Source organism: Actinacidiphila rubida (assembly GCF_900110255.1).
Classification (GTDB): domain Bacteria; phylum Actinomycetota; class Actinomycetes; order Streptomycetales; family Streptomycetaceae; genus Actinacidiphila; species Actinacidiphila rubida.
In genome coordinates this window covers 206653-228549 of record NZ_FODD01000005.1, presented here as the reverse complement: position 1 = coordinate 228549, position 21897 = coordinate 206653, and the positions used below count along the sequence as shown (strand labels likewise).

Genomic DNA, 21897 nt, shown 5'->3' with positions numbered 1-21897 from the left:
CGGGGAGTGCGGGCCGGCCGGCGACGGGCCGCGGCGCCGCCCACCGGGGCGCGGTGCGGGTGCGGTGCGGGTCAGTCAGTCGGCGACGGGCGCGGGTGCGGTGCGGTGCACGCTCTCCACACGGCTGACGGCGATCCGTTCGCGTTCCAGGCGTTCGGCGCCGCGTCGCAGGCGCAGGATCTGGACGGTGCCCAGCACCTGCAGGACGAACACGCTGCTCCACGCGACGCGGTAGTTGTCGCCGGTGGCGTCCAGGAGGACGCCGATGGCCAGCAGCGTGATCACCGAGGCGGTGAAGCCGCCGATGTTGACGATGCCGGAGGCGGTGCCGAACCGTTCCGGCGGGTTGGCGGGCCGGGCGAAGTCGAAGCCGATCATCGAGCCCGGGCCGCACGCGCCGAGCACCACGCACAGCACGACCAGCAGCCACAGCGGGTCGTGGCCGCCCGGCCAGCCGAGCACGGCGGCCCAGGCGGCGGCGGTCGCGGCGATCACGCCGAGGGTCAGCGGCATCCGCAGCCCGTGGTGGCGGGCGATGAGCTGCCCGAAGAGCATCCCGAAGACCATGTTGGCGACGACGACCAGCGTGAGCAGCCCGCCCGCCGCGCCGCGTGACAGGCCCTGGTCCTCGACGAGGTAGGGCAGGCCCCACAGCAGCAGGAACACCATGCCGGAGAACTGGGTGGTGAAGTGCGTCCACATGCCGAGCCGGGTGCCGGGCTCCCGCCAGGCGGCGGTGATCTGCCGGCGGACGTACGCGGAGCCGGCGTGTTCGGCGGGCGCGGGCTCGTAGCCCTCGGGATGGTCCTTGAGGAAGAGCGCGACGAGCACCAGCACCCCGGCGCCGCCGAGCGCGGTGCCGAGGAAGGTGGGCGTCCATCCGGCGGAGTGCAGCAGCCGGGACAGCGCCACCGTCGAGACGAGGTTGCCGGCGACGCCGAAGAGGGCCGCGCCCTGCGCGACGAGGGGTCCGCGGCGGGCGGGGAACCAGCGCGAGCCGAGCCGCAGCACGCTCACGAACGTCATGGCGTCGCCGCAGCCGAGGACCGCGCGGGCGCCCAGCGCCATCCCGTAGGAGTGGGAGAGGGCGAACGCCAGCTGGCCGGCGGTGAACAGGGTCGCACCGAGCATCAGCACCCTCTTGGTGCCGAGCCGGTCGACCATCAGGCCGACGGGTATCTGCATCCCGGCGTAGACCAGCACCTGGAGGATGGAGAACGAGGAGAGCGCGGACGCGCCGATGTGGAAGCGGGCGGCGGCGTCGATACCGGCGACGCCGAGGCTGGTGCGGTGGACGACGGCGACGAGGTAGACGAGGGTGCCGACGCCCCACACGAAGGCCGCGCGGCGGCCGCCGGGCGGGTCGCCCGGCAGGGCCTTGGCGGTCACGACTCGCCCCGGGCGAGGGTGTTGACCCAGGACACGTGGCGGCCGACGGCCTCGACGGCGGTCTCGACCGCGCCGTCGCGCAGCGCCTGCAGGATCTCGGCGTGCTCGGCGACGTTCTTGGCGACGCGGCTGGGCTCGGCGTGCATCGTCGCGACGCCCATCCGCAGCTGGCGGTCGCGCAGCTGGTCGTAGAGGTGCGCGAGGATGCGGTTGCCGGCGGCGCGGACGATCTCGGCGTGGAAGCCGCGGTCGGCCGCGGCGAACGCGGCCAGGTCGCGTCCGGCGGCATGCACCCGCTGCTCGGCCAGCGACTCCTCCAGCCGCTCGATGAGCCCGGCGGGGACGCCCCCGGCGAACCGGCGGACCGCGTGCTGCTCGACCAGCAGCCGGGTCTCGACGACGTCGGCGATCTCCTGCGCCGACACCGGCAGCACCAGTGCGCCCTTCTTCGGATACAGCTTGAGCAGCCCCTCGGCCTCCAGCCGCAGCAGCGCCTCGCGCACCGGTGTGCGCGACACCCCCACGGCCTCCGCGAGGTCCCCCTCCGTCAGCAGCGTCCCGCCCTCGTAACTGCGGTCCAGCACCCCCGACTTGACGTGCTGGTAGACCCGCTCCGCGGCGGGCGGCGACTTGGCCGCGGGCGCGGCCGCGACAACGGTGGCATCCATGATGCGCACATCATAGATACAACAGATCCCTGCCCGATACACCCTTCCGCCATCCGGACACCCCACCCACCCGCCCCCTCACCGCCCGGCGGGGTCCGGGCAGGGTTTCTGGTGGGGGATCAACCTGGACGGATGGGCGGAAATGCCGAGAATCGGACCGCGTGTCAGGCTGGAGGCGGAGAGAGGAGCCCGGCATGACCACTGCAGATGTTCGTCGGGACGAGCGGGACGGTGATCCGGGGGGCTGGCGCACCGGGTGGACGGTGTTCGCCGGGGTCATGCTGATCTTCAACGGGGCGATGGCGATCCTCCAGGGCGCCGCCGCGATCGGCAAGGACGACGTGTTCGTCTCCACCCGCAACTACGTCTACAAGTTCGACCTCACCGGCTGGGGATGGCTCCACCTCTCCCTGGGGATCGTCGTGGTGCTCGCCGGCTGCGCCCTGTTCACCGGCGCGCTGTGGGCCCGGATCGTCGGCGTCGTACTGGCCGGCTTCTCGATGATCGCCAACTTCCTCTGGCTGCCGCACTATCCGTTCTGGTCGGTGATCATCATCGCCATCGACGCCTTCGTCATCTGGGCCCTGTGCACCGGCGGCGTCCGGCACGGCAGGGGATACGCGCGCTGAACCCGTCCGGCACCGGCCGCACCAGTCGTTCGTCTGAGACCTCGTCGGAGAAGACCCCATGCCCGCCGCGAAGCACACCCCGCCCCCGACCCCCCAGGAGCGCGCCGCGCTCGGCCGCAAGGCCCGCACCGCCGCGCCCCGGTCCAGCCACGCCGAGTTCGTCCCGGCCCGCGACCGTCCCGACGTGGTCGACGTCGTCGAGGAGCAGTCGGCGAACCGCGTGCCGGAACTCGTCCCCATCCGCTACGGGCGGATGACCGAGTCCCCGTTCCGCTTCTACCGCGGCGCGGCCGGCGTCATGGCCATGGACCTCGCCGACACCCCGCGGTCCGGCCTCAGGGCCCAGCTGTGCGGCGACGCCCACCTGCTGAACTTCCGGCTCCTCGCCTCGCCGGAACGCCACCTGATGTTCGACATCAACGACTTCGACGAGACCCTGCCGGGCCCCTGGGAGTGGGATGTCAAACGGCTCTCCGCGAGCCTGGTCATCGCCGCCCGCGCCAACGGCTTCGGCACGAAGGAACGCGCCGGCATCGTCCGCGCCGCCGTCCGCTCCTACCGCGAGCGGATGCGCACCTACGCGGGCATGACCAACCTGGCCGTCTGGTACACCCGGTTCGAGGAGCAGTGGGTGCGCGAGCAGCTCACCGAGAAGGTGGGCGCGCGCGGCCGGCGCCGCTGGACCGAGGCCGCCGAGAAGGCCCGCACCCGCGACAACCTGCAGGCGTTCGGCAAGCTCACCGAGGTCGTCGGGGGCGAGCGCCGGCTGGCCGCCGACCCGCCGCTGATCGTCCCGCTGACCGACCTGCTCGACGACGCCACCCGCGTCCGCCTGGAGGGCCAGCTGACCCGGCTCATCACCCGCTACGGCCGCACCCTCCAGTCCGACCGCCGGGCCCTGCTGCAGCAGTACCGGCCGGTGGGCATGGCCCGCAAGGTCGTCGGCGTGGGCAGCGTCGGCACGCGCTGCTGGATCGTGCTGATGCTCGGCAAGGACGACGAGGACCCGCTGATCCTCCAGGCCAAGGAGGCGGGGCCGTCGGTCCTCGAGCCCTACTGCGGCGCCGGCGGCCACCGCACCGAAGGCGAACGCGTCGTGGCCGGCCAGCGCCTGATGCAGGCGACCAGCGACATCTTCCTCGGCTGGGAGCGGGTCGACGGCCTGGACGGCCGCCGCCGCGACTTCTACGTCCGCCAGCTGCGCGACTGGAAGGGCATCGCCGAACCCCAGCTGATGCTGCCCGAGGGCATGCGCGCGTTCGGCGAACTGTGCGGCGCCACCCTGGCCCGGGCCCACGCGCGGTCCGGCGACCGGATCGCCATCGCCGCGTACCTGGGCGGCGGCGACGTCTTCGACCGCGCCCTCGCGCACTTCGCCGAGCTCTACGCCGACCAGAACGAGAAGGACTTCGACGCCCTGTCCAAGGCGGTCAGGACCGGCCGCGTCAAGGCCGAGTCGGCCTGACCGGATCCCGCGCGGCGGCCCGGAGAAGCCCGCGCCGGCCGGGGCGGCCCGGAGAAGCCCGGAGAAGTCGTACGGGAAGGAGGCCCGCGCCCCGTCCACGGACAGGGTGCGGGCCTCCCGCACGCACGGCACCTCGCGCGCGCTACCCGAGGATGCGGCGCTTCTGCTCCTCGAACTCCGCCTCCGTGAGCACGCCCGACTCCTTGAGATCACCGAGGTCCTTCAGCTGCGCGACCTTGGTGGACATCGCGTCCTCCTGGGTCTGGACCTGCGGCGCGGGCTCGGGCGCCACCTCCTGCTGGTAGCCCTCCTGGGCGGCCCAGCGGCCGGCCTGACGGCGCGATACGCGATTCGACACGGCGGTCGCGGTCCCGGCCACCACGGCCGTCCGCGCGACTCCCCTGAGAAGTCCCGGCATGGCTCAACTCTCCTTCCCGCGCCGGACGGCAGCCCGGCGCCACCCACCAACCCGCCCGCGACCTACGAGGCGGGCTCCAGCGCGTCGATCAGGTCCTGCAGCGGGATGCGGCCGCTCGCCACCATCTGCGCGCCGCTGCGCCGGAGCGCCGCCGCGAACGGCGCGGCCCAGGCGTTCTCGTAGACCAGCACCCCGGCCGAACTCCCCGGCTCGATGACGGACGCGGCCTCGGCCAGGTCGCTCTCGCCGAGCAGGCCCGTCGCGGCGCCCTCGAACACGGCGAGCTCGGGAACCCCGTCCCCGGTCGCGCCGCTGAGCTCCAGCGCCGTCAGCGATCCGTCCAGCTCCTTCTTGACGAACATCAGGTCGATGATCCGGATGATGCCGCGATCGACCAGGTCCACCAGCAGTGGCAGACCCTCACCGGTCATCCGGCTGCCCGGGAACTCGACCACCACGTAGTCGACGGGCCCCATCTCTTCGAGTTCCGTACTCACAGCCCTACCTCCGCTGGCAGTCCGCATGCCTCTACATTCCAGCACCCCCCTCATACCCCCGCATATCATCCTTCACCGGGCACGAACCCGCCTCCCGGCCGGGAACCCGTGGGGTTCCTGAGGCCTCCGGGTAACCTTGCGTGAGCACGCCGACACGAGCACGCGCCTCCGTGCCGGCCCGCCAGCGGGGAGGGGACACGACGATGGGCCACGCACTCGACACGGACCTGCGGCCGGGAGAAACCCTCGTCGCCAACTGCGCGGTGGAGTTCCCGAGCGGCCAGTACAAACGCGTCTGGGGCTTCCGCTCCTTCCGCGACTCCCAGGGCCGCGACATCTCCGCGGAGCTTCCCGGCTGGCCCCCCAGCAGCAAGCCGGCCGAGCCTCCGGCGAAGGGCTCGGCGAAAGGAGTGCTGCTCGCGAGTGCCTGGTTCGCGGGGGAAACCCTCGCAGTCGGGTTGGCGATCGCGGGGCTCGGAGCCCAGACCGCCACGAGCCCGGACCCCGAGGACCGCGACGACTACGCCGTCCTCCGCGCGGACCCCGGCACCCTGGCCCTGCGGGCCCCCTGGCAACTGGACCCCGGCCGCAACGAGGCCACGCCCCGCGTGATCCTCCATGTCACCAACCAGCGCCTGCTGCTCACCGACCCTGCGACCGGCGCACTGCTCTGGGCGATCCGCCGCCAGGACATCGCGTCCATGGACGAACGCGGGACCCTCCTGCGCTTCACCTTCGTGGACGGTTCCTGGATCCGGATCGTGCTGGCCAAGGACAAGGACGCCCTGATCGCGGACAGCGAGAAGTACTACACGACCAAGATGGTGAAGGGTGAGCCGACCCGCGTCTCCCTCACCAGCGAACCGCGTCTCAAGTTCGTCGGCACCCTCAACGAATTCCTCGCCGCTTCACCGTCCGAGTCAGAGTGACGGCTCCATCTGCTCGTCGGCGTCGGCCACTTCGTGGAACTCGATCCCCATGAGCAGGGTGCCCATCATGACGGAGAAGTTCTCCCAGTAGTCCATGGCGGGGGTGTCGAGGGTGAGTACGGCGAGATACGGCCCGGTCGGGAACGGCACGAACGCCTGGAGGCGCCCCATCCGTACTGTCACCGGCTCACCGGTGGCCGTGTACTCGCCGTCATAGGTGACCTCGGTGATCGAGATCCCGGTAACGGCCGGACCGCACGGCAGTTCCACGTAATCGGCTTCGGTGGAATCGGTGCGCGCGAGAATCTCGCGGATGCCGTGCGCGGCGATCTCGGCCGTCGGATGGTTCGACGGCGCGACAGCCAGGGTCAGGGCGCACTGGGCGACCTTGTCCGGCCCGTCGCCGAACAGGCCTATCGCGGCGAAGCTCAACTCCGCGTCGGCCATCATCGTGGTGGCGCCTTCGAACATGGGCGCGACCTGCTGCCACAACTCCGGGCCCGCTTGGGGATACACGGTTTCGACGAGGCCGGCGACGGCCCGCACGCGTGCGTCGCCCTCCGACGTGATGGGCAGTTCGTGGAAGCCCTCGGGAACGTCCACCGAGAAGGGAGGGAACGTCTCGGTCATCCCGGTCCCTCCGACACCACCCACGCAAGGGCTTTCGCCGCGGTCTTGATGTCACCCGCTGCCGCGGGATGGTCCCTGCTGAAGGTCTTCACGTCGTGGTGGATCTCGAAGGCGCCGGGGACCTTCGAGGCGAGCTTGACCGTGCCGTCGATGACCCGGGCCGAGCGCGACAGTCCTTCCAGGGGCTCGTGCCCGAACTTCTTGAGGGCAGCGCTGAGAGACTTGGTGCCCAGGTACTGGAGATCGCGTTCGGCTTGGATGGCGCCCTCGAACGCGGCCCGGCTGCGGCCGGCAAGACCGGTGCCCTTGATGACCACGTTCCACTCATTCGTCAACGGCCCGAAGAAGATGTACTTCTTCGCCTCGACGGCGTCGGCGGTCAGCCGTCCGCCGGCCGTGGTGATCTGTTCGGCTGCCTTCAGCGCCTCCGACTGGCTCAGGACCCTGCCGAACCTCGCGAGCTTCGCGCCCTTGGCGAAGCCCCCGATCCCGGGGAGCACACCGAAGACGTCGAGCCCGATCGTCGTCCAGCTCACGTCCGCGCCCGCCGCCATCGCCACCAGGTGGGTGGCGAGGGTGGCGGCGCCGGAGATGAGGGCGGCGCCGGCGAAGATCGCGCCGATCGGCTCGAAGGGCGCGGTGAAGATGGCGATCGCGGCGAGGATGCCGGTGAGGGCGCTGAGCGCGTCGCCGAGCATCTTGATGAGGTCGGCGTGGTCCTTCACCCAGGCGACGGTGTCGTTCCAGGCGCCTTCCACGGCGTGGGCGATCCGGTGGAAGAGGCCGGGCTTGTCGGGGGCGATGTCGCCGGCCTTGTCGAGTTCGTGGCTGACGGCCTTCGCGGCATGCGTGTAGCGCTGCTGGAGTTCCTCGGCACGGTGGCGCACACCGGCGAGCGCGTCGCCGGCGTCGGAGACCGCCTGCTTCTTCTTCGCGTCGTCGGCCGCCGCGCCGGGCGTCGGGGACGCCTCGGGCCGGGGGTTCGGCAGGCCGGACGGCGGGGCGGGGGTGAGGCCGGCGGCGGCCTTGGCCTGGTCGAGGGTGCCCTGCTTGGCGGCGGCCTCGCGCTCCAGGCCGTCGGCCTCCGCCTGGAATCCCTGAAGTTGCCCGGCCCAGCCGGACAGCGCGGCGGCCGCACGGCCGAACGACGCGTGGGCCTTCCTGATCAGCGGCGTGACGTCGTGGTCGATGTGGGCGACGAACGCGGTGGCCGCCTCGCCCTTCCAGTAACCGGCGTCGATGCGGTCCAGCTCGCCGACGGTCGTGGTCAGCTCGGCGTGCACGTCCTCGATGTCGCGGGCCAGGTCGCGCACCTTGCCGGGGTCGCCCGGCGTGGGGTCGAACCCGAGGTGCGGGAAGGAGCGGATCATCGCCGCACCCCTGCCGTGACCTGCGATGTCCACGGTTCGGCGCGGCCCCCGCCGCACGCGCGTGCTGGTGCGGGCATGCGGAAGCCCGTCGTGATCGTGCCCCCCACGGGTGATCTCCCCCTCGTTCGTTCGAAGCCTTCACACTTCGAGTGAGGAACCCTATGCGTGGCGTAGCACCACGAACAAGTGGCCCCTCGCGCACCAGGCGTTCCGCTTACGGGCGCGCGGGCCATCGTCGCGGGGCCCGGGACGGGCGGGCCTGCACGGGAGGGGTGGGTGCGGCGGGGGGCCGGCCGCGGGCGCCCTCAGGGGTGCATGGTGCCCAGCAGGTTCGCGGTCGAGGTGAGGGTCGACTGGATGGTGGGGGCCAGGCTCGTGGAGGCCAGGCAGAAGCCGAGCAGGACGCACACGACGGCGTGGCTGGGCTTGAGAGCACGGTTGCGCATCAGCATCGCTGCGAGCAGGAGCAGCAGCAGGACGACGGAGACTGAGACGGCCATACGGTCGATGCCAGCACAGATCGGGTCGGGCCCGGCGCCGCCACGCATGGCTGAGGGGCCGGACGTTTGTGCGTCCGGCCCCCCAGTCGTGCCGCCCCTCGGCGGTGGTGGTGCGTCAGGCCCAGGTCAGCAGCCGCTTGGGCTGTTCTAGGACCGCCGCCACGTCCGCCAGTACCTTCGAGCCGAGTTCCCCGTCGACCACGCGGTGGTCGAAGGACAGCGCCAGGGTGGTGACCTGGCGCGGCTTGACCTTGCCCTTGTGGACCCACGGCTGGAGCTTGACCGCGCCGAACGCGAGGATCGCGGACTCGCCGGGGTTGAGGATCGGGGTGCCGGTGTCGACGCCGAACACGCCGACGTTGGTGATGGTGACCGTGCCGCCCTGCATCGCGGCCGGCGACGTCTTGCCCTCACGGGCGGTGCTCACCAACTCGCCGAGTGCGGACGCCAGTTCGGGCAGCGTGCGGTCCTGCGCGTCCTTGATGTTGGGCACGATCAGGCCGCGCGGGGTGGCCGCCGCGATCCCCAGGTTGACGTACGACTTCTGCACGATCTCCTGGTTCGCCTCGTCCCAGGCCGCGTTGACGGCCGGGTTGCGGCGGATCGCGACCAGCAGGGCCTTGGCGACGAGCAGCAGCGGGCTGACCTTGAGGCCGGCGAACGCCGGGTCGGTCTTCAGCTCCTGCACCAGCCGCATCGTCCGCGTGATGTCGAACGTCACGAACTCGGTGACGTGCGGCGCGGTGAACGCGCTGGCGACCATCGCCTGCGCGGTGGCCTTGCGGACGCCCTTGATCGGCGTGCGGACCTCGCGTTCGGCCGCCGACCAGGCGGGGGCCGGCGCGGTGACCGGGGCCTGCCCGGCGACCGGCGGGGCGGCCGCGGCGGGCGCCTGCGCGGGTGCGGCCGCGGCGTGCACGTCGTCGCGGGTCACCACGCCGTTCGGCCCGGTGGGCACCACGGTCGCCAGGTCGATGCCCAGGTCCTTGGCGAGCTTGCGGACCGGCGGCTTGGCCAGCGGCCGCTCGCCGGCCGGCGCGCCCCCGTGCCCGTTCAGCGCGGCGGGAGCGGCGGGGGCAGCGGGGGCAGCGGGCTCGACGGCAGCGGCGGGCGCGGCGGGCGCCTGCCCGGCGGCCGCGGCCTGCTTGCGCGGGCGGCGGGTCGTCGAGGACGGCGCGACGCCGTAGCCGACGAGCACCGCCTGCCGCTTGGGCGCCTCCGGCGCCTCGGCGGGCGCGCTCTCCGCGACCGGGGCGGCGGCCGCGGGTGCCTCCGCGACCAGCTCCTCGGGGCCGCCGTCACCACCGGAGTCGACCACGATGATCGCCGTGCCGACGTCGACGGTCGTGCCCTCCCCGAAGCGGATCTCGCTGATCACACCGTCGTAGGGGATGGGCAGCTCGACGGCCGCCTTGGCCGTCTCGACCTCGCAGATGACCTGCCCGTCGGTGACGGTGTCACCCACGGCCACGTACCACTTGAGGATCTCGGCCTCGGTCAGGCCCTCGCCGACGTCCGGCATGCGGAACTCGCGAAAGCGCTGTGCCTGTGCGGTCATGACTGTCACAACCCTCTCCTCAGAACGCCAGCGCGCGGTCGACGGCGTCCATGACCCGGTCCAGGCCGGGCAGGTACTCCTCCTCCAGGCGGGCCGGCGGGTACGGCGAGTGGAACCCGCCCACACGCAGCACCGGCGCCTCCAGGTGGTAGAAACACCGCTCCGTGATCCGCGCGGCGATCTCGGCGCCCGCGCCGTAGAACACCGGGGCCTCGTGCACCACGACCAGCCGGCCGGTCTTCTCCACCGACGCCTGCACGGTGTCGAAGTCGATCGGCGACATCGAGCGCAGGTCCACGACCTCCAGGCTGCGGCCCTCGTTCGCGGCCGCCGCGGCCGCCTCCAGGCACACCTTGACCATCGGCCCGTACGCGACGAGCGTCAGGTCGGTGCCGGACTGCGCCACGACCGCCTTGTGCAGGTCGCCGGGGACCGCGGACGTGTCGACCTCGCCCTTGTCCCAGTAGCGGCGCTTCGGCTCGAAGAAGATCACCGGGTCGTCGCACTCGATGGCCTGCTGCAGCATCCAGTACGCGTCGTTGGCGTTCGACGGGGAGACCACCTTCAGGCCCGCGACGTGCGCGAACAGCGCCTCCGGGGACTCGCTGTGGTGCTCCACCGCGCCGATGCCTCCGCCGTAGGGGATGCGGACGACGACCGGCAGCTTGACCTTGCCCAGCGAACGGGCGTGCATCTTCGCCAGCTGCGTGACGATCTGGTCGTACGCGGGGAAGACGAAACCGTCGAACTGGATCTCCACCACCGGGCGGTAGCCGCGCAGCGCCAGCCCGATCGCGGTGCCGACGATGCCGGACTCGGCCAGCGGGGTGTCGATGACGCGGTCCTCGCCGAAGTCCTTGTGCAGGCCGTCGGTGATCCGGAACACGCCGCCGAGACGGCCCACGTCCTCACCCATGATGAGGACCTTCGGGTCGGTCTCCAGCGCCTTGCGCAGCGACTCGTTGAGCGCCTTGGCGATCGGCATCTGCGTCATGTCAGTGCCCCTTCCCGGGGACGGAGGCGTTCTCGACGTCCTCGAAGGAGGCCAGGTACTCCGCGAACTGCGCACGCTCCTCGTCGACGAGCGGGTGCCCGTCGGCGTACGCGTTCTCGAACATGGCCATGGGCTCCGGGTTCGGCATGTTCCGCACCCCGTCACGGACCCGCTTGGCCAGGGCGTCGCTCTCCGCGTCGATCTCCGCGTAGAACGCCTCGTCGGCCAGGCCCTCCCTCTCCAGGTACGTCCGCAGCCGCTGGATCGGGTCCTTCGACGCCCACTCCTCGCGCTCCTCGTCGGCGCGGTAGCGGGTCGGGTCGTCGGTCGTGGTGTGCGCGCCCATCCGGTACGTGAACGCCTCGACCAGCATCGGCCCCTGGCCGCTGCGGGCGTGCTCCATGGCCGCCCGCGTCACCGCCAGGACCGCCAGCACGTCGTTGCCGTCGACCCGCACGCCGGGGAAGCCGAAGCCCGCCGCGCGCTGGTAGATCGGCACCCGGGACTGCTTCTCGGTCGGCTCCGAGATCGCCCACTGGTTGTTCTGGCAGAAGAACACCACCGGCGCGTTGTAGACCGCCGCGAAGGTGAACGCCTCCGCCACGTCGCCCTGGCTGGACGCGCCGTCACCGAAGTACGCGATCACCGCGCTGTCCGCGCCGTCCTTGGCCACGCCCATCGCGTACCCGGTCGCGTGCAGCGTCTGCGAGCCGATCACGATCGTGTACAGGTGGAAGTTGTTCTGGTTGGGGTCCCAGCCGCCGTTGTTCACGCCGCGGAACATCCCGAGCAGGTTCAGCGGGTCCACGTCGCGGGTCCACGCCACGCCGTGCTCGCGGTACGTCGGGAAGACGTAGTCGTCCGGGCGGGTCGCCCGCCCCGAACCGATCTGCGCCGCTTCCTGGCCGAGCAGCGAGGCCCACAGGCCCAGCTCGCCCTGCCGCTGGAGAGTGATCGCCTCGCCGTCGAACCGGCGGGTCAGCACCATGTCCCGGTACAGGCCGCGCAGCTCTTCCGGCGTCAGGTCGATGGAGTACTCCGGGTGCTCGACGCGCTCGCCCTCGGGGGTCAGCAGCTGTACGAGCCCGGGCTCGCCCCCACGGCGCTTCGCGCCGCCGCGGGTCGTCCTCCGCGCGGCAGTGCTTTTCACGCTCACGTTCGCTCCTCCGTCTGTCCGGCCCCCGGGATCCGCCGGCGGCCAGCTGGGGTCTCCCCACCGATGGGGTGGGGAAGGCTCTCACCTGGTCCGACATGGCGCACGGGGTGTGTGCGGCACGGCCGGGCCAGGCGCGACAGTGCCCCGGCGACAGCCCGCAAGATAAGACGTTACCCATAAGTTCCGCCCTTGCGCGAAGCCACCCGACCTGCGGTTTTGCTTGGATTTCCTACTAGATTCGCGTTCCCGCAGGCCACCGGGACAATCGCACCGTATCCCGGATGCCGAAACTGCGTAAGAGGCAGCGGGATCACAACGGTGCGAGGCTTGGCCTGTGAGCGAAGTAGGAGATATACGAGTTTTCCTCCTCGACGATCACGAGGTGGTCCGGCGTGGCGTGCACGACCTGCTGTCGGCCGCCGAGGGCGTCCAGATCGTCGGAGAGGCCGGGAACGCCGCCGAGGCACCCGACGCGATACCCGCCACCCACCCCGACGTGGCCGTGGTGGACGTGCGCCAGCCGGGGCCCAGCGGCGTCGAGGTGTGCCGCGAGGTGCGCTCGCACGCGCCGTCCGTGGCCTGCCTGATGCTGACGTCGTTCGCCGACGACGAGGCGCTGTTCGACGCGGTCATGGCCGGCGCGGCCGGCTACGTGCCCAAGGTGATCCGCGGCGACGAGCTGATCCGGGCGGTCCGCGAGGTCGCCGCGGGCCACCGCACGATGGACCCCGCGGACACCGCCAAAGTGATGGAGCGGCTGCGCGGCGGCGGCACCAGGTCGGAGTCCGTACAGGTCCACGACCTGGGACTGAAGGAGCTGACCACCCCCGAGCGGCGGGTCCTGGACCTGATCGGGGAGGGCCTGACCAACCGGCAGATCGGCGAGCGCCTCGGCGAGCGGGAGCGCACCGTCAAGCGGCAGGTCGCCGCGATCCTCGGCAAGCTCGCCATCGAAGGCCACCAGATGCCCTGACCGGCGCCGCCCCCGGCCCGCGGGCGGCCGCGTGCCCCGGCCGACGCCCGGCCCGCAGTCCGCCCGATCCACCGCGAAGGGGCCATACGCGCCCGAACGGGCCGATACACCCCCGAGGGGGTGGCGCGCCACCCCGCCCGAACGGGGCCCGCCGGTGATCTACGCTGAGCCCCGTGACGGGCAGCACGGCGACGGAGCCGGCGGCGCTCAGCACTCTGCTGCGCCGCTACAACGACTTAGGCGACCCGCTGACCTGCGAAGCAGTGCCGCGCGGTCTGCTCAACCGCGGTTGGCGGGTGACGACCTCCCGCGGCCGGTACTTCGTCAAGCAGTACATCGCCGCCGACACCGCCGACCCGGTGGTCATCGGCCGCCAGCACCGCGCCACCAGGCGGCTGGCCCGCCTCGGCCTCCCCGCCGCCGCACCCCTGCCGGACCGCACCGGCGGCACCGTCACCGTCGTCGGCGGCACCGGCTACGCGCTGTTCCCGTGGATCGAGGGCCGCCACCGCGAAGGCACCGAACTCACCGAGGCCCAGTCACGCCGGCTCGGCGCCCTGCTCGGCCGCGTCCACACCGCCCTCGCCCGCGTCCAGCCGCCCCCGCCGCCCGGCCTGCATCCCAGCGCCGACCCCGAACGCACCCACGCCGACATCGGCCGGCTGCTCGCCCTGGTGCGCGCCAACCGGCCCGCCGACAGCCCCGACGCGGCGTTCGACGCGCTCGCCGAGCGCCGCCTGCTGGAACGGCGGGTGCTGCTGCGGGCCCACGCCCACCGCCGCCCGCCGGCCGCGCACGGCCCGGTCAGCGGCTGGGTGCACGGCGACTTCCACCCGCTGAACCTGCTGTACCGCGGCAACGAGCCGGCCGCGATCGTCGACTGGGACCGGCTGAGCGTGCAGCCGCGCGCCGAGGAGGCCGTGCGGGCCGCCGCGATCTTCTTCGTCCACCCCGTCGACGGCTGCCTGGACCTGCCGAAGGTCCGCGCCTACGCGCGCGCCTACCGGCGGGCCAGCGGCGCCACCCGCCACGAGGTCGCCGCCGCCGTGCACCGGGTGTGGTGGGAACGGCTCAACGACTTCTGGATGCTGCACTGGCACTACGGGCGCGCCGACCGCCGCTCCGACCCGCTCTTCCCGGCCGCGTCGGCGCTGGCCGTGTGGTGGACCGAGGAGTTCGCCGCGGTGCGGGAGGCGTTCACGCGCTGAGGGCGGGCGGGGCGCCGGCCCGGCCGGTGAGCCCGTTCCCTGCGGGGGACCGCACGGCGCGCATGCCCGTGCGGCCCCAGGAGAGGTGGCGTACGGCCGGGCCTGACCCGGACCGGCTCGCGACGACTAGTTGCCGCCGCCCGGCTGGGCCGTACCGGTCGCCGGAACCGAGGGGGTGTCCGTCGCAACCGGCGGCGTCGTGGTCGGCGGAGCCTTCGTCGGGGTCGTCGGCGGCGGGGTCGTCGGCGTCGCCTTCGTGGGCGTCGTCGGCGGGGTCGTGGTGGGCGTCGCCTTCGTCGGCGTCGTCGGCGGCGCCGTCGTCGTGTTCGTCGGCGCCGAGTCCGTCGGGCCGGTGCTGACCTGCCCGGTGTCCGTGGGCTGATCGCTCGGCGTGTCCTGCTGCTGCGCGGTGCCCTGCGTCACCGACGGCGGGGTGGTGTCGGCGGGCGTGTTGCCGCCGTGGTGGGTGTGCGTGGCGAAGTAGACGCCCAGCACCACGGCCGCGACCGCCGCGATCGCGAACATCACCGGCTTGATCCAGCGGTTCCCGCCGCGGTCACCGCCGCCCGGCCGCTCGCCGTAGCCGTGCACGTCGTCGCCGCCCGTGCCGCCGATACCGGCCAGCAGCGGCGGGCCGAGCTGCGCGGTGGCACCCGACCGGTCGCCGAGACCGCCGGGCTGCACCCTCGTCGCCGCCGTGCCGGGACCCGGCGCGGCCACACCCGCGACCGGACCGGTGCTCCACGCGCCGTTCGTCCAGCCACCGAGCTGCATCAGCGACTGGTGCGCGTACCCGAGGACGCCCCGGAACTCCTCCGCGCTCTGGAAACGGTCCTCCGGCTGCTTGGCGAGCGCCCGCAGCACCATCCCGTCCAGCTCCGGCGGCACCCGGTCGTTGATCTCCGACGGCAGCCGCGCCTCGTCCTGGACGTGCTGGTACACCACCGACAGCGGGGTCTCCCCGACGAACGGCGGGCGCAGCGTCAGCAGCTCGTACAGCAGGCATCCCGTCGCGTACAGGTCACTGCGGTGGTCGACGGTCTTGCCCAGCGCCTGCTCGGGCGACAGGTACTGCGGGGTGCCCATCACCATGCCGGTCTGCGTCATGGTGCTCGCCGCGCCGTGCAGGGCACGGGCGATGCCGAAGTCCATCACCTTCACGGCACCCGTGGTGGTGATGATCACGTTGGCGGGCTTGATGTCGCGGTGCACGATGCCGTGCTGGTGGCTGTACGCCAGCGCGTCCAGCACGCCCGACACGATCAGCAGCGCCTGGTCCACCGGCGGCGGCGTCGGCCCGCTCAGCAGATCCCGGATGGTGTGGCCCTCGACCAGCTCCATCACGATGTACGGGACCGCGCCGGTCGGCGTCCGGTCCTCGCCCGAGTCGTAGACCGCGACGACCGCGTGGTGGTTCAGGCCCGCCACCGACTGCGCCTCGCGCGTGAAGCGGGCCTTCGCCGTGGGGTCCTCGGCCAGGTCCGTGCGCAGCAGCTTCACCGCGACGATCCGGCCCAGCCGTACGTCCTCGGCGGCGAAGACCTCGGCCATGCCGCCGCGGCCCAGCTTGCCCGTCAGGCGGTAGCGGCCGTCGCCGACCATCGCGCCGACACCCCACTGCCCGGAGGTCTCCGAGGCTCCGGTGCCGGCGGTCGTCTCATTGGGGTCGACCATCAGTCCTCGCCGTCGTTCGTCCCTCGGCCGCTGTGCCGTGGTCTGCTCGTCATCGTCTCTGGTGCGCCACCGTACCGTGTTTCACCGACCGGCCACGGCCCGTCCACAGGCCGGGCAGGATACCCGCAGATGCCGCGGCCTGCGGCGGCCCGCCGGGATGTCGCAGGGACCATGCCGGAACACCTGCTCCCGGCACGCCCGCTCAAACGTTCCGGCGCGTGATCGCGCGGAGCCGCCGTCGCACGCGCCCGCGAAACGTTCCGGAGGAGCTCGCCACCGCGTGTCCGGGCGTTGGCCGAAGCGTCACCGCCCGCACACCTCCCGCCTCCCCGGGCACCGTCTCCGTGCACCGTCCCCGCACCGCTCAGAACGCCCCTCCGAACGCCCCCGCACGCCTCACGGCCGGCCTCCGCCACCGCCGCGCGGCGTGCCGTCACACCCTTGTGCGCGCACGATGCGCATCAGGTGACGAGATGGTCAACGAACTTGACGCCACGGTGCGATCGGCCAGACTTGGCGGGCAAGCTTGGGGGCAGGTCTGTCCCGGATCACCTTTGACGGGGGTAGCGGTACTGATGAGCGGGGATCCCACGCAGGGCGGGTTCACGGGGCGCTCGGTCGGCGGCGGGCGGTACGTACTGCACGACCTGCTGGGCCAGGGCGGCATGGCCTCCGTGCACCTGGCCCATGACACGGTGCTGGACCGGCCGGTGGCCGTCAAGACCCTCCACACCAACCTCGGCAACGAGCAGTCCTTCCGCGAGCGTTTCCGCCGCGAGGCCCAGTCCGTCGCCAAGCTCAACCACACCAACATCGTGTCCGTCTTCGACTCCGGCGAGGACACGATCGACGGCCAGCTCGTGCCGTACATCGTCATGGAGTACGTCGAGGGCAAGCCGCTGGGCGACGAACTGGCCGCCGACATCGCCCAGTTCGGCGCGATGCCCGCCGACAAGGCCCTGAAGATCACCGGCGACGTGCTGGCCGCACTGGCCGTCAGCCACGAAATGGGCCTGGTCCACCGCGACATCAAGCCCGGCAACGTCATGATCACCAAGCGCGGCGTCGTCAAGGTGATGGACTTCGGCATCGCCCGCGCCATGCAGTCCGGCGTCACCTCCATGACGCAGACCGGCATGGTCGTCGGCACCCCCCAGTACCTGTCGCCCGAGCAGGCCCTCGGCCGCGGCGTCGACGAGCGCTCCGACCTGTACTCCGTCGGCTGCATGCTCTTCGAACTGGTCACCGGACGGCTGCCGTTCGACGCGGACTCGCCGCTCGCCATGGCCTACCAGCACGTGCAGGAGACACCGCCCGCACCCTCGTCGTTCAACTCCGCGCTCGGGCCCGGCATCGACGCCGTCGTCGCCCGCGCCCTGCGCAAGAACCCCGCCGAGCGGTTCCCGACCGCCGACGCCATGCACGACGAGACCGACCGGGTGCTGGCCGCCACCGCCCGCAACACCATGCCGCTCATCACCGGCGGCGGCCACGCCACCGGACGCGGCGAAGGCGTCGCCGCCGCCGTGTTCCCGTCCGCCGGCGGAGGCGTGCAGACCCCGCCGCCGCACATCCAGACCCCCTACGCCCCCGCCCCCAGCCCCTACGGGCCGGGCACGCCGTCCACGCCGCCGCCGTCCGCGTACGGCTACCCGCAGCAGGGCCCGCAGACCCCGCCGCCCACGCCCGCGTACAACATGTCGGCGCCCGCCACGCCCCTGCCGCACCAGCGCTCCGGCGGTCCCGGCACCGGCGGTGGGCCCGGCGGCGGCCGCTCCTCCAACATGCCGGTGATCCTCGGCTCGATCATCGCGGCCGCCGCGGTCGTCGTCATCATCGTGATCCTCGTCGCCATGTCCGGTGGCGGCGGGGGCGACAACGCCAACGGCGACCACACCACCCCGCCCGCCACCGCCACCACCACGGCCAGCACCGCGCCCACCGGCAGCAGCGGCGGCGACATCGTCAAGGGCGACCAGAGCCGCACCATCGACGCCGGCCAGTGCACCAACGCCCACAACAACCTGATCAACCCCGACAAGCCAGACGTCATCACGATGCCGAACGTGCAGTTCCTGTACGTCGACTCCGTCGTCGCCTGCTTCAAGGCCGCCGGCTGGTCCTACACGGTCAAGCACGTCGACGAGCAGCAGTGGGGCCAGGGCACCGTCACCGACCAGTCCCCGAAGTACCTGGACGACTACAAGCCCAAGTCCGGCCAGAAGATCACCATCTGGGTGTCCACCGGCAAGGGCGCCAACTGACCCGCCCGCCGAGCCGCCGGTGAATGCCGCGGGCCCCCTCCCGGACGGGAGGGGGCCCGCGGCACGTTCACCGTGCGCCGTGCACAGGGGCCGCCGGGGCGCCGGACCGCCGGGTAGCCGGACCGCCGCCTACAGGTAGGGGCCGCCGGAACGGCCCTGGTGACCGCCCGGCTGCTCCTCGTCCTGCCCGCCCAGCCCCGGCGGCAGCGCGCGGCGCATCTGCTCCAGCTGCGCCCGCGCCGCCATCTGCTGCGCGAACAACGCCGTCTGGATGCCGTGGAACAGCCCCTCCAGCCAGCCCACCAGCTGCGCCTGCGCGATCCGCAACTCCGCCTCGCTGGGCACGCTCTCATTGGTGAACGGCAGCGACAGCCGGTCCAGCTCCTCCACCAGCTCGGGCGCCAGACCCTGCTCCAGCTCCTTCACGGAACTGGCGTGGATCTCCTTCAGACGCACCCGGCTCGCCTCGTCCAGAGGCGCGGCCCGCACCTCTTCCAGGAGCTGCTTGATCATGCTGCCGATCCGCATGACCTTCGCCGGCTGCTCGACCATCTCCGTCACCGGGATCTCACGGGGCTCGTCGCCCTCCCCCGCGGGGGCGCCGCCCAGGGCCATACCGTCCGGCCCGACGACCAGGACCTGCGGATTCTGAGAGTTCTCCGGCGAGCGTTCGTTCATCGGCATCTCCATGTGCCCATTGTCCCGCACCCCCCCTAGCCCTCGGCGCGGCGGGTCACCTGGGGACGGCTCCGCGTGACCGCCGCCGCCAGCAGCATCGCGCCCAGCGGCACGGCCACCAGCAGCAGCGCCAGCGTCGGCCACGGCACGACCACCGGCACGTGCGGCGCCCTCTCCGCCGCGCCCCAGCCGCCGTCGACCGCCGAGTGGTACGCCTTCCAGTCCTGCCGCAGCTGCGCCCGGCGCAACCCCACCGCCGGCAGCACCCCCGCCACCGATCCCAGCAACACACCCATCGCCGCGATCAGCCCGCACTGGAAACCCGACAGCCTGCGCCGCACACCCGGCGCCGCGCCTATCGCCGCCAGCGTCTTCAGATCCGGCTCCGCATCCGCCTGCGCCAGACCCGTCGCGATACCCGCCGCACCCACCGTCACCAGTCCGGCGAAGATCGACAGCGCCAGCAGCACCAGGCTCGCCTTGCTCTCGTAGCCCTTCTCCAGATGTGCCTGCGCATCCGAGCCGAACTGGGCCAGATCGGCGGCCAGCGCCTGCTGCTGCGCCCCCGACGGCATCCGCGACGTCGTGAAGTACGACCCCAGCGGCACCGTGCGGAACCCCGCGGCCACCGCCGCCTTCTCCGGCATCACCACGACCAGCCCGTACGGCACCTTCTCGGCCGCCACGTGCACCGGCACCCTGGTCAACGGGCCCGCCACCGTGTCATCGCCCAGCGTCGCCTTCGACATGTCGGGGATCAGCCCGAACGCGATCGTGCCGTGATCGACGTACCGACGGTCGAACAGCACCGTCTCGCCCCGCGCCAGCGCCCGCTCCGCCGCACCGTCCCTGATGCCCAGCGCGTGCAGCACCGCCGGCCCGCCGACCGTCACCCCGTCCTCGGTGTCCATCGCCGGCTGCACGTACGAGCCCGCGCACCGCCAGTCCGAAGCCAGCGACCGGCGCACCGCCAGGCTCAGCTGCGACGGGTCCGTCGTCCGCTCCGCCGGGCACACGTTCGCCGGCGGCACCCGCAGCTGGAACCCGCCGCAGCCCGCGCCGTCACTGTGCAGATCGCACGTCTTCGGCCCGTACACCAGACGCGACACGTCCACCCGGCCCGACACCGGGAAGTGCTTCTCCACGGCCGCGCGCACCGCGCCCAGCTCCCGGCCCTGCTCGCTGCCGCTGCTGACCGCGTACACGCCCCGCGGCGCCCGCGCCTGGTACGCGTCCCGGTCCTGACGGTCCTGGCTCGCCGCGAACGTCGCGACCGCCACCGTGCCCGCGACCGCCGCCAGCACCGCCGCCACCGCGGGCGCCGTACGGCCCCGGTTGCGCACCGCGTCACGCAACGCCAGCCGCGGCGCCGTCGGCAGCCACCGCCCCAGCCGGCCGAACGCGCCGACCAGCAGCGGCGTCAACGCCACCACGCCCAGCTCCGCGAGGGCGGACCCCGCGCCCACCACCACGACACTGTCGCTGCGCGCCGCCCCCACCACCGCGAGACCCGCGCCCAGACACACCGCGGCCAGCCCTATCACCGGCATCAGCCGGCCCGCCCGCCGCACACCGCGCCGCCCCGTCAACGACGACAGCACGCTCTGCCGAGACGCGTTGACCGCCGGCACCACCGCCGCCAGCAGACCCGTCAGTACCGCCAGGCCCGCGATCGCCAGCAACTCCAGCGGCCGCACCGTCAGACCGCCGAACCGCTTGCCGACGTAGTCCTCCAGCACACCTCGCAGCAGCGCCGTCAGCACCAGGCCCAGCACCGTGCCCACCACGGCCGCGACCACACCGATCACCAGCCCGCCGGACAGCACCACCGCCCGGATGTGCCTGCGGTCACCGCCGTTCGCCCCGATCAGACCCAACTGCCGCCGGGAACGCCGCGCCCCCACCGCGAACGCCGGGCCCGCCAGCAGACACACCTCCAGGATCGCCAGCCCGCCCACCGTCGCCGGCACCGCGAGCGCCGTCGCCTTGGACGTGCTGCTCTGGACACCGCCCCCCGTGCGGCCCGCCGCCCGGTAGAACGGCACGTCCTCGTCCGCCGGGGGATGCAGCAGCACCGCCCGCGAATCGACGATCACACCAAGGGAGTTGGCATGCTCCACCATCGGCCACGAGAACACGCCAGGAACCGACACCAGATACGACGGCGGGCCGCCCCCGCCGTCGTACGACCCGCGGGCCGCCTTCATCGCCGTCGCGTACGCCGCGATGAACGACCCCGGCAGCGCCGTCAGCTGCTCCGTGTCCAACGCATCCGGCAGCTCGTACGCGCCCACGATCCGGTACGTCCGGTCGAAACCGCGCGTCCGCACCAGCGAACCCACGTGCAGACCACTGGACTTCAGGAACGCCCGGGTCGCGATCATCTCGTTCCCCGACCGCGGAAACCGCCCCCGGTCCAGGGTCAGCATCCCCACGGCGATCGGATCGTCCGCCTTCATCTCCCGGACCCATGTGTCCAGCAGACCCGACGGCGTCCTGACCCGCGCATAGGCGCTCTGGTCACTGATCCAGTGCGCACCCGGCGGAAGCGCCACCCGCGGATCGACCTGGTCGGCCGCGATGCCCGCCGCCGACACCGGCCCGTCGTCGCCGCTCTTCTGGTCCGCTGGCATCGACGCACCGTCCACCGGCGACTGCAGCAGCGCGCGGTGACCCATCCCGCCGCTCGTCAGCCGGGCATCCGCGGCACCCATCTCCCGCGTGATCTGCTGCGGCTTCGTCAACTCCGAGCTGCGGATGCTGATGTCGGCCGCACTCACGCCCACGATCGGCAACGCGATCATCGACAGCACCAGCGCACTGCGGCCCTTGTACCGCCACGCGTCCCGCCGCGCGATACGGATCGCCGCCCGCCACGCGTGGAAGCGGCCCGCCTC

The 21897-nt window shown here is 72.6% G+C and carries 19 protein-coding genes; 6 read left to right on the top strand and 13 right to left on the bottom strand.

The window, feature by feature from the left end:
* Positions 1–75: 75 nt before the first annotated feature.
* Both BMW99_RS07005 and BMW99_RS07000 read right to left on the bottom strand, forming a co-directional pair.
* Positions 76–1389 (bottom strand): MFS transporter, encoded by a 1314-nt coding sequence (locus BMW99_RS07005; RefSeq protein WP_069462202.1) that lies wholly within the window; start codon positions 1387–1389, stop codon positions 76–78.
* Complete coding sequence (locus tag BMW99_RS07000) at positions 1386–2057, bottom strand: GntR family transcriptional regulator (protein ID WP_075016463.1); 672 nt, start codon at positions 2055–2057, stop codon at positions 1386–1388. The genes BMW99_RS07005 and BMW99_RS07000 overlap by 4 nt, the downstream gene beginning before the upstream one ends.
* A 194-nt stretch (positions 2058–2251) precedes the next feature.
* Here BMW99_RS07000 and BMW99_RS06995 point away from each other — a divergent pair, with 194 nt between their 5' ends.
* Together BMW99_RS06995 and BMW99_RS06990 are read left to right on the top strand one after the other, a co-directional pair.
* Positions 2252–2686: a DUF7144 family membrane protein gene (locus BMW99_RS06995; protein WP_069467777.1), complete on the top strand. Its 435-nt coding sequence runs from the start codon at positions 2252–2254 to the stop codon at positions 2684–2686.
* 58 nt (positions 2687–2744) lie between these two features.
* Entirely contained in the window at positions 2745–4151 is a 1407-nt protein-coding gene (locus BMW99_RS06990) for a DUF2252 domain-containing protein (protein WP_075016431.1), read from the top strand.
* Between the two features lie 142 nt (positions 4152–4293).
* Here BMW99_RS06990 and BMW99_RS06985 read toward each other — a convergent pair whose 3' ends face one another.
* Positions 4294–4569 (bottom strand): SHOCT domain-containing protein, encoded by a 276-nt coding sequence (locus BMW99_RS06985; RefSeq protein WP_069466150.1) that lies wholly within the window; start codon positions 4567–4569, stop codon positions 4294–4296.
* A gap of 62 nt (positions 4570–4631) precedes the next feature.
* Positions 4632–5066 carry a DUF6325 family protein gene (locus tag BMW99_RS06980; RefSeq protein WP_176735637.1) on the bottom strand — a complete coding sequence of 145 codons (435 nt, stop codon included), beginning with the start codon at positions 5064–5066 and terminating at the stop codon, positions 4632–4634.
* 203 nt (positions 5067–5269) lie between these two features.
* On the opposite strand from BMW99_RS06980, the gene BMW99_RS06975 reads away from it, so the two are divergent.
* A complete protein-coding gene (locus BMW99_RS06975; RefSeq protein WP_069466152.1) occupies positions 5270–5995 on the top strand; it encodes a hypothetical protein in 726 nt (241 codons plus the stop codon).
* Here BMW99_RS06975 and BMW99_RS06970 read toward each other — a convergent pair.
* The 6 genes from BMW99_RS06970 to pdhA all read right to left on the bottom strand — a co-directional run bounded on the left by BMW99_RS06970 (position 5987) and on the right by pdhA (position 12203).
* Positions 5987–6625: a hypothetical protein gene (locus BMW99_RS06970; protein WP_245791249.1), complete on the bottom strand. Its 639-nt coding sequence runs from the start codon at positions 6623–6625 to the stop codon at positions 5987–5989. The two genes, BMW99_RS06975 and BMW99_RS06970, sit on opposite strands and share 9 nt — an antisense overlap.
* Entirely contained in the window at positions 6622–7995 is a 1374-nt protein-coding gene (locus BMW99_RS06965; RefSeq protein WP_075016430.1) for a putative T7SS-secreted protein, read from the bottom strand. The genes BMW99_RS06970 and BMW99_RS06965 overlap by 4 nt, the downstream gene beginning before the upstream one ends.
* A gap of 305 nt (positions 7996–8300) precedes the next feature.
* Positions 8301–8495 carry a hypothetical protein gene (locus BMW99_RS06960; RefSeq protein ID WP_075016429.1) on the bottom strand — a complete coding sequence of 65 codons (195 nt, stop codon included), beginning with the start codon at positions 8493–8495 and terminating at the stop codon, positions 8301–8303.
* 115 nt (positions 8496–8610) lie between these two features.
* On the bottom strand, positions 8611–10053 hold the full coding sequence (locus tag BMW99_RS06955; protein ID WP_177226060.1) for a dihydrolipoamide acetyltransferase family protein: 1443 nt from the start codon (positions 10051–10053) through the stop codon (positions 8611–8613).
* Positions 10054–10072: 19 nt separating this feature from the next.
* The gene (locus tag BMW99_RS06950; RefSeq protein ID WP_075016427.1) at positions 10073–11047 is read right to left on the bottom strand and encodes an alpha-ketoacid dehydrogenase subunit beta; all 975 of its coding nucleotides are present in this window, start codon (positions 11045–11047) and stop codon (positions 10073–10075) included.
* Between the two features lies 1 nt (position 11048).
* Positions 11049–12203, bottom strand: a complete 1155-nt coding sequence (pdhA, locus tag BMW99_RS06945; RefSeq protein ID WP_069465549.1) for a pyruvate dehydrogenase (acetyl-transferring) E1 component subunit alpha — start codon at positions 12201–12203, stop codon at positions 11049–11051.
* A 334-nt stretch (positions 12204–12537) separates the two neighbouring features.
* Here pdhA and BMW99_RS06940 point away from each other — a divergent pair, with 334 nt between their 5' ends.
* Both BMW99_RS06940 and BMW99_RS06935 read left to right on the top strand, forming a co-directional pair.
* Entirely contained in the window at positions 12538–13176 is a 639-nt protein-coding gene (locus BMW99_RS06940; protein WP_069465550.1) for a response regulator transcription factor, read from the top strand.
* Positions 13177–13349: 173 nt separating this feature from the next.
* The gene (locus BMW99_RS06935) at positions 13350–14384 is read left to right on the top strand and encodes a phosphotransferase (RefSeq protein WP_079175963.1); all 1035 of its coding nucleotides are present in this window, start codon (positions 13350–13352) and stop codon (positions 14382–14384) included.
* Between the two features lie 126 nt (positions 14385–14510).
* Here BMW99_RS06935 and BMW99_RS06930 read toward each other — a convergent pair whose 3' ends face one another.
* Positions 14511–16058: a protein kinase domain-containing protein gene (locus BMW99_RS06930; RefSeq protein WP_069466745.1), complete on the bottom strand. Its 1548-nt coding sequence runs from the start codon at positions 16056–16058 to the stop codon at positions 14511–14513.
* A gap of 575 nt (positions 16059–16633) precedes the next feature.
* Here BMW99_RS06930 and BMW99_RS06925 point away from each other — a divergent pair.
* Positions 16634–18322, top strand: a complete 1689-nt coding sequence (locus BMW99_RS06925; RefSeq protein WP_075016425.1) for a Stk1 family PASTA domain-containing Ser/Thr kinase — start codon at positions 16634–16636, stop codon at positions 18320–18322.
* Between the two features lie 129 nt (positions 18323–18451).
* Here BMW99_RS06925 and BMW99_RS06920 read toward each other — a convergent pair whose 3' ends face one another.
* Positions 18452–19012: a bacterial proteasome activator family protein gene (locus BMW99_RS06920; protein ID WP_069465749.1), complete on the bottom strand. Its 561-nt coding sequence runs from the start codon at positions 19010–19012 to the stop codon at positions 18452–18454.
* Positions 19013–19035: 23 nt separating this feature from the next.
* A complete protein-coding gene (locus BMW99_RS06915) occupies positions 19036–21804 on the bottom strand; it encodes an FtsX-like permease family protein (protein WP_079138777.1) in 2769 nt (922 codons plus the stop codon).
* Positions 21805–21897 lie beyond the last annotated feature (93 nt).

Excerpts from the sequence above, each read along its gene's own strand:
- BMW99_RS06985 (WP_069466150.1), bottom strand. The coding sequence starts at position 4,569 with ATGCCGGGACTTCTCAGGGGAGTCGCGCGGACGGCCGTGGTGGCCGGG.
- BMW99_RS06965 (WP_075016430.1), bottom strand. The coding sequence starts at position 7,995 with ATGATCCGCTCCTTCCCGCACCTCGGGTTCGACCCCACGCCGGGCGAC.
- BMW99_RS06975 (WP_069466152.1), top strand. The coding sequence starts at position 5,270 with ATGGGCCACGCACTCGACACGGACCTGCGGCCGGGAGAAACCCTCGTC.
- BMW99_RS06970 (WP_245791249.1), bottom strand. The coding sequence starts at position 6,625 with ATGACCGAGACGTTCCCTCCCTTCTCGGTGGACGTTCCCGAGGGCTTC.
- BMW99_RS06930 (WP_069466745.1), bottom strand. The coding sequence starts at position 16,058 with ATGGTCGACCCCAATGAGACGACCGCCGGCACCGGAGCCTCGGAGACC.
- BMW99_RS07000 (WP_075016463.1), bottom strand. The coding sequence starts at position 2,057 with ATGGATGCCACCGTTGTCGCGGCCGCGCCCGCGGCCAAGTCGCCGCCC.
- BMW99_RS06925 (WP_075016425.1), top strand. The coding sequence starts at position 16,634 with ATGAGCGGGGATCCCACGCAGGGCGGGTTCACGGGGCGCTCGGTCGGC.
- BMW99_RS06915 (WP_079138777.1), bottom strand. The coding sequence starts at position 21,804 with ATGATCGCGTTGCCGATCGTGGGCGTGAGTGCGGCCGACATCAGCATC.
- BMW99_RS06950 (WP_075016427.1), bottom strand. The coding sequence starts at position 11,047 with ATGACGCAGATGCCGATCGCCAAGGCGCTCAACGAGTCGCTGCGCAAG.
- BMW99_RS06995 (WP_069467777.1), top strand. The coding sequence starts at position 2,252 with ATGACCACTGCAGATGTTCGTCGGGACGAGCGGGACGGTGATCCGGGG.
- BMW99_RS06955 (WP_177226060.1), bottom strand. The coding sequence starts at position 10,053 with ATGACCGCACAGGCACAGCGCTTTCGCGAGTTCCGCATGCCGGACGTC.
- BMW99_RS06920 (WP_069465749.1), bottom strand. The coding sequence starts at position 19,012 with ATGGAGATGCCGATGAACGAACGCTCGCCGGAGAACTCTCAGAATCCG.
- BMW99_RS06990 (WP_075016431.1), top strand. The coding sequence starts at position 2,745 with ATGCCCGCCGCGAAGCACACCCCGCCCCCGACCCCCCAGGAGCGCGCC.
- BMW99_RS06960 (WP_075016429.1), bottom strand. The coding sequence starts at position 8,495 with ATGGCCGTCTCAGTCTCCGTCGTCCTGCTGCTGCTCCTGCTCGCAGCG.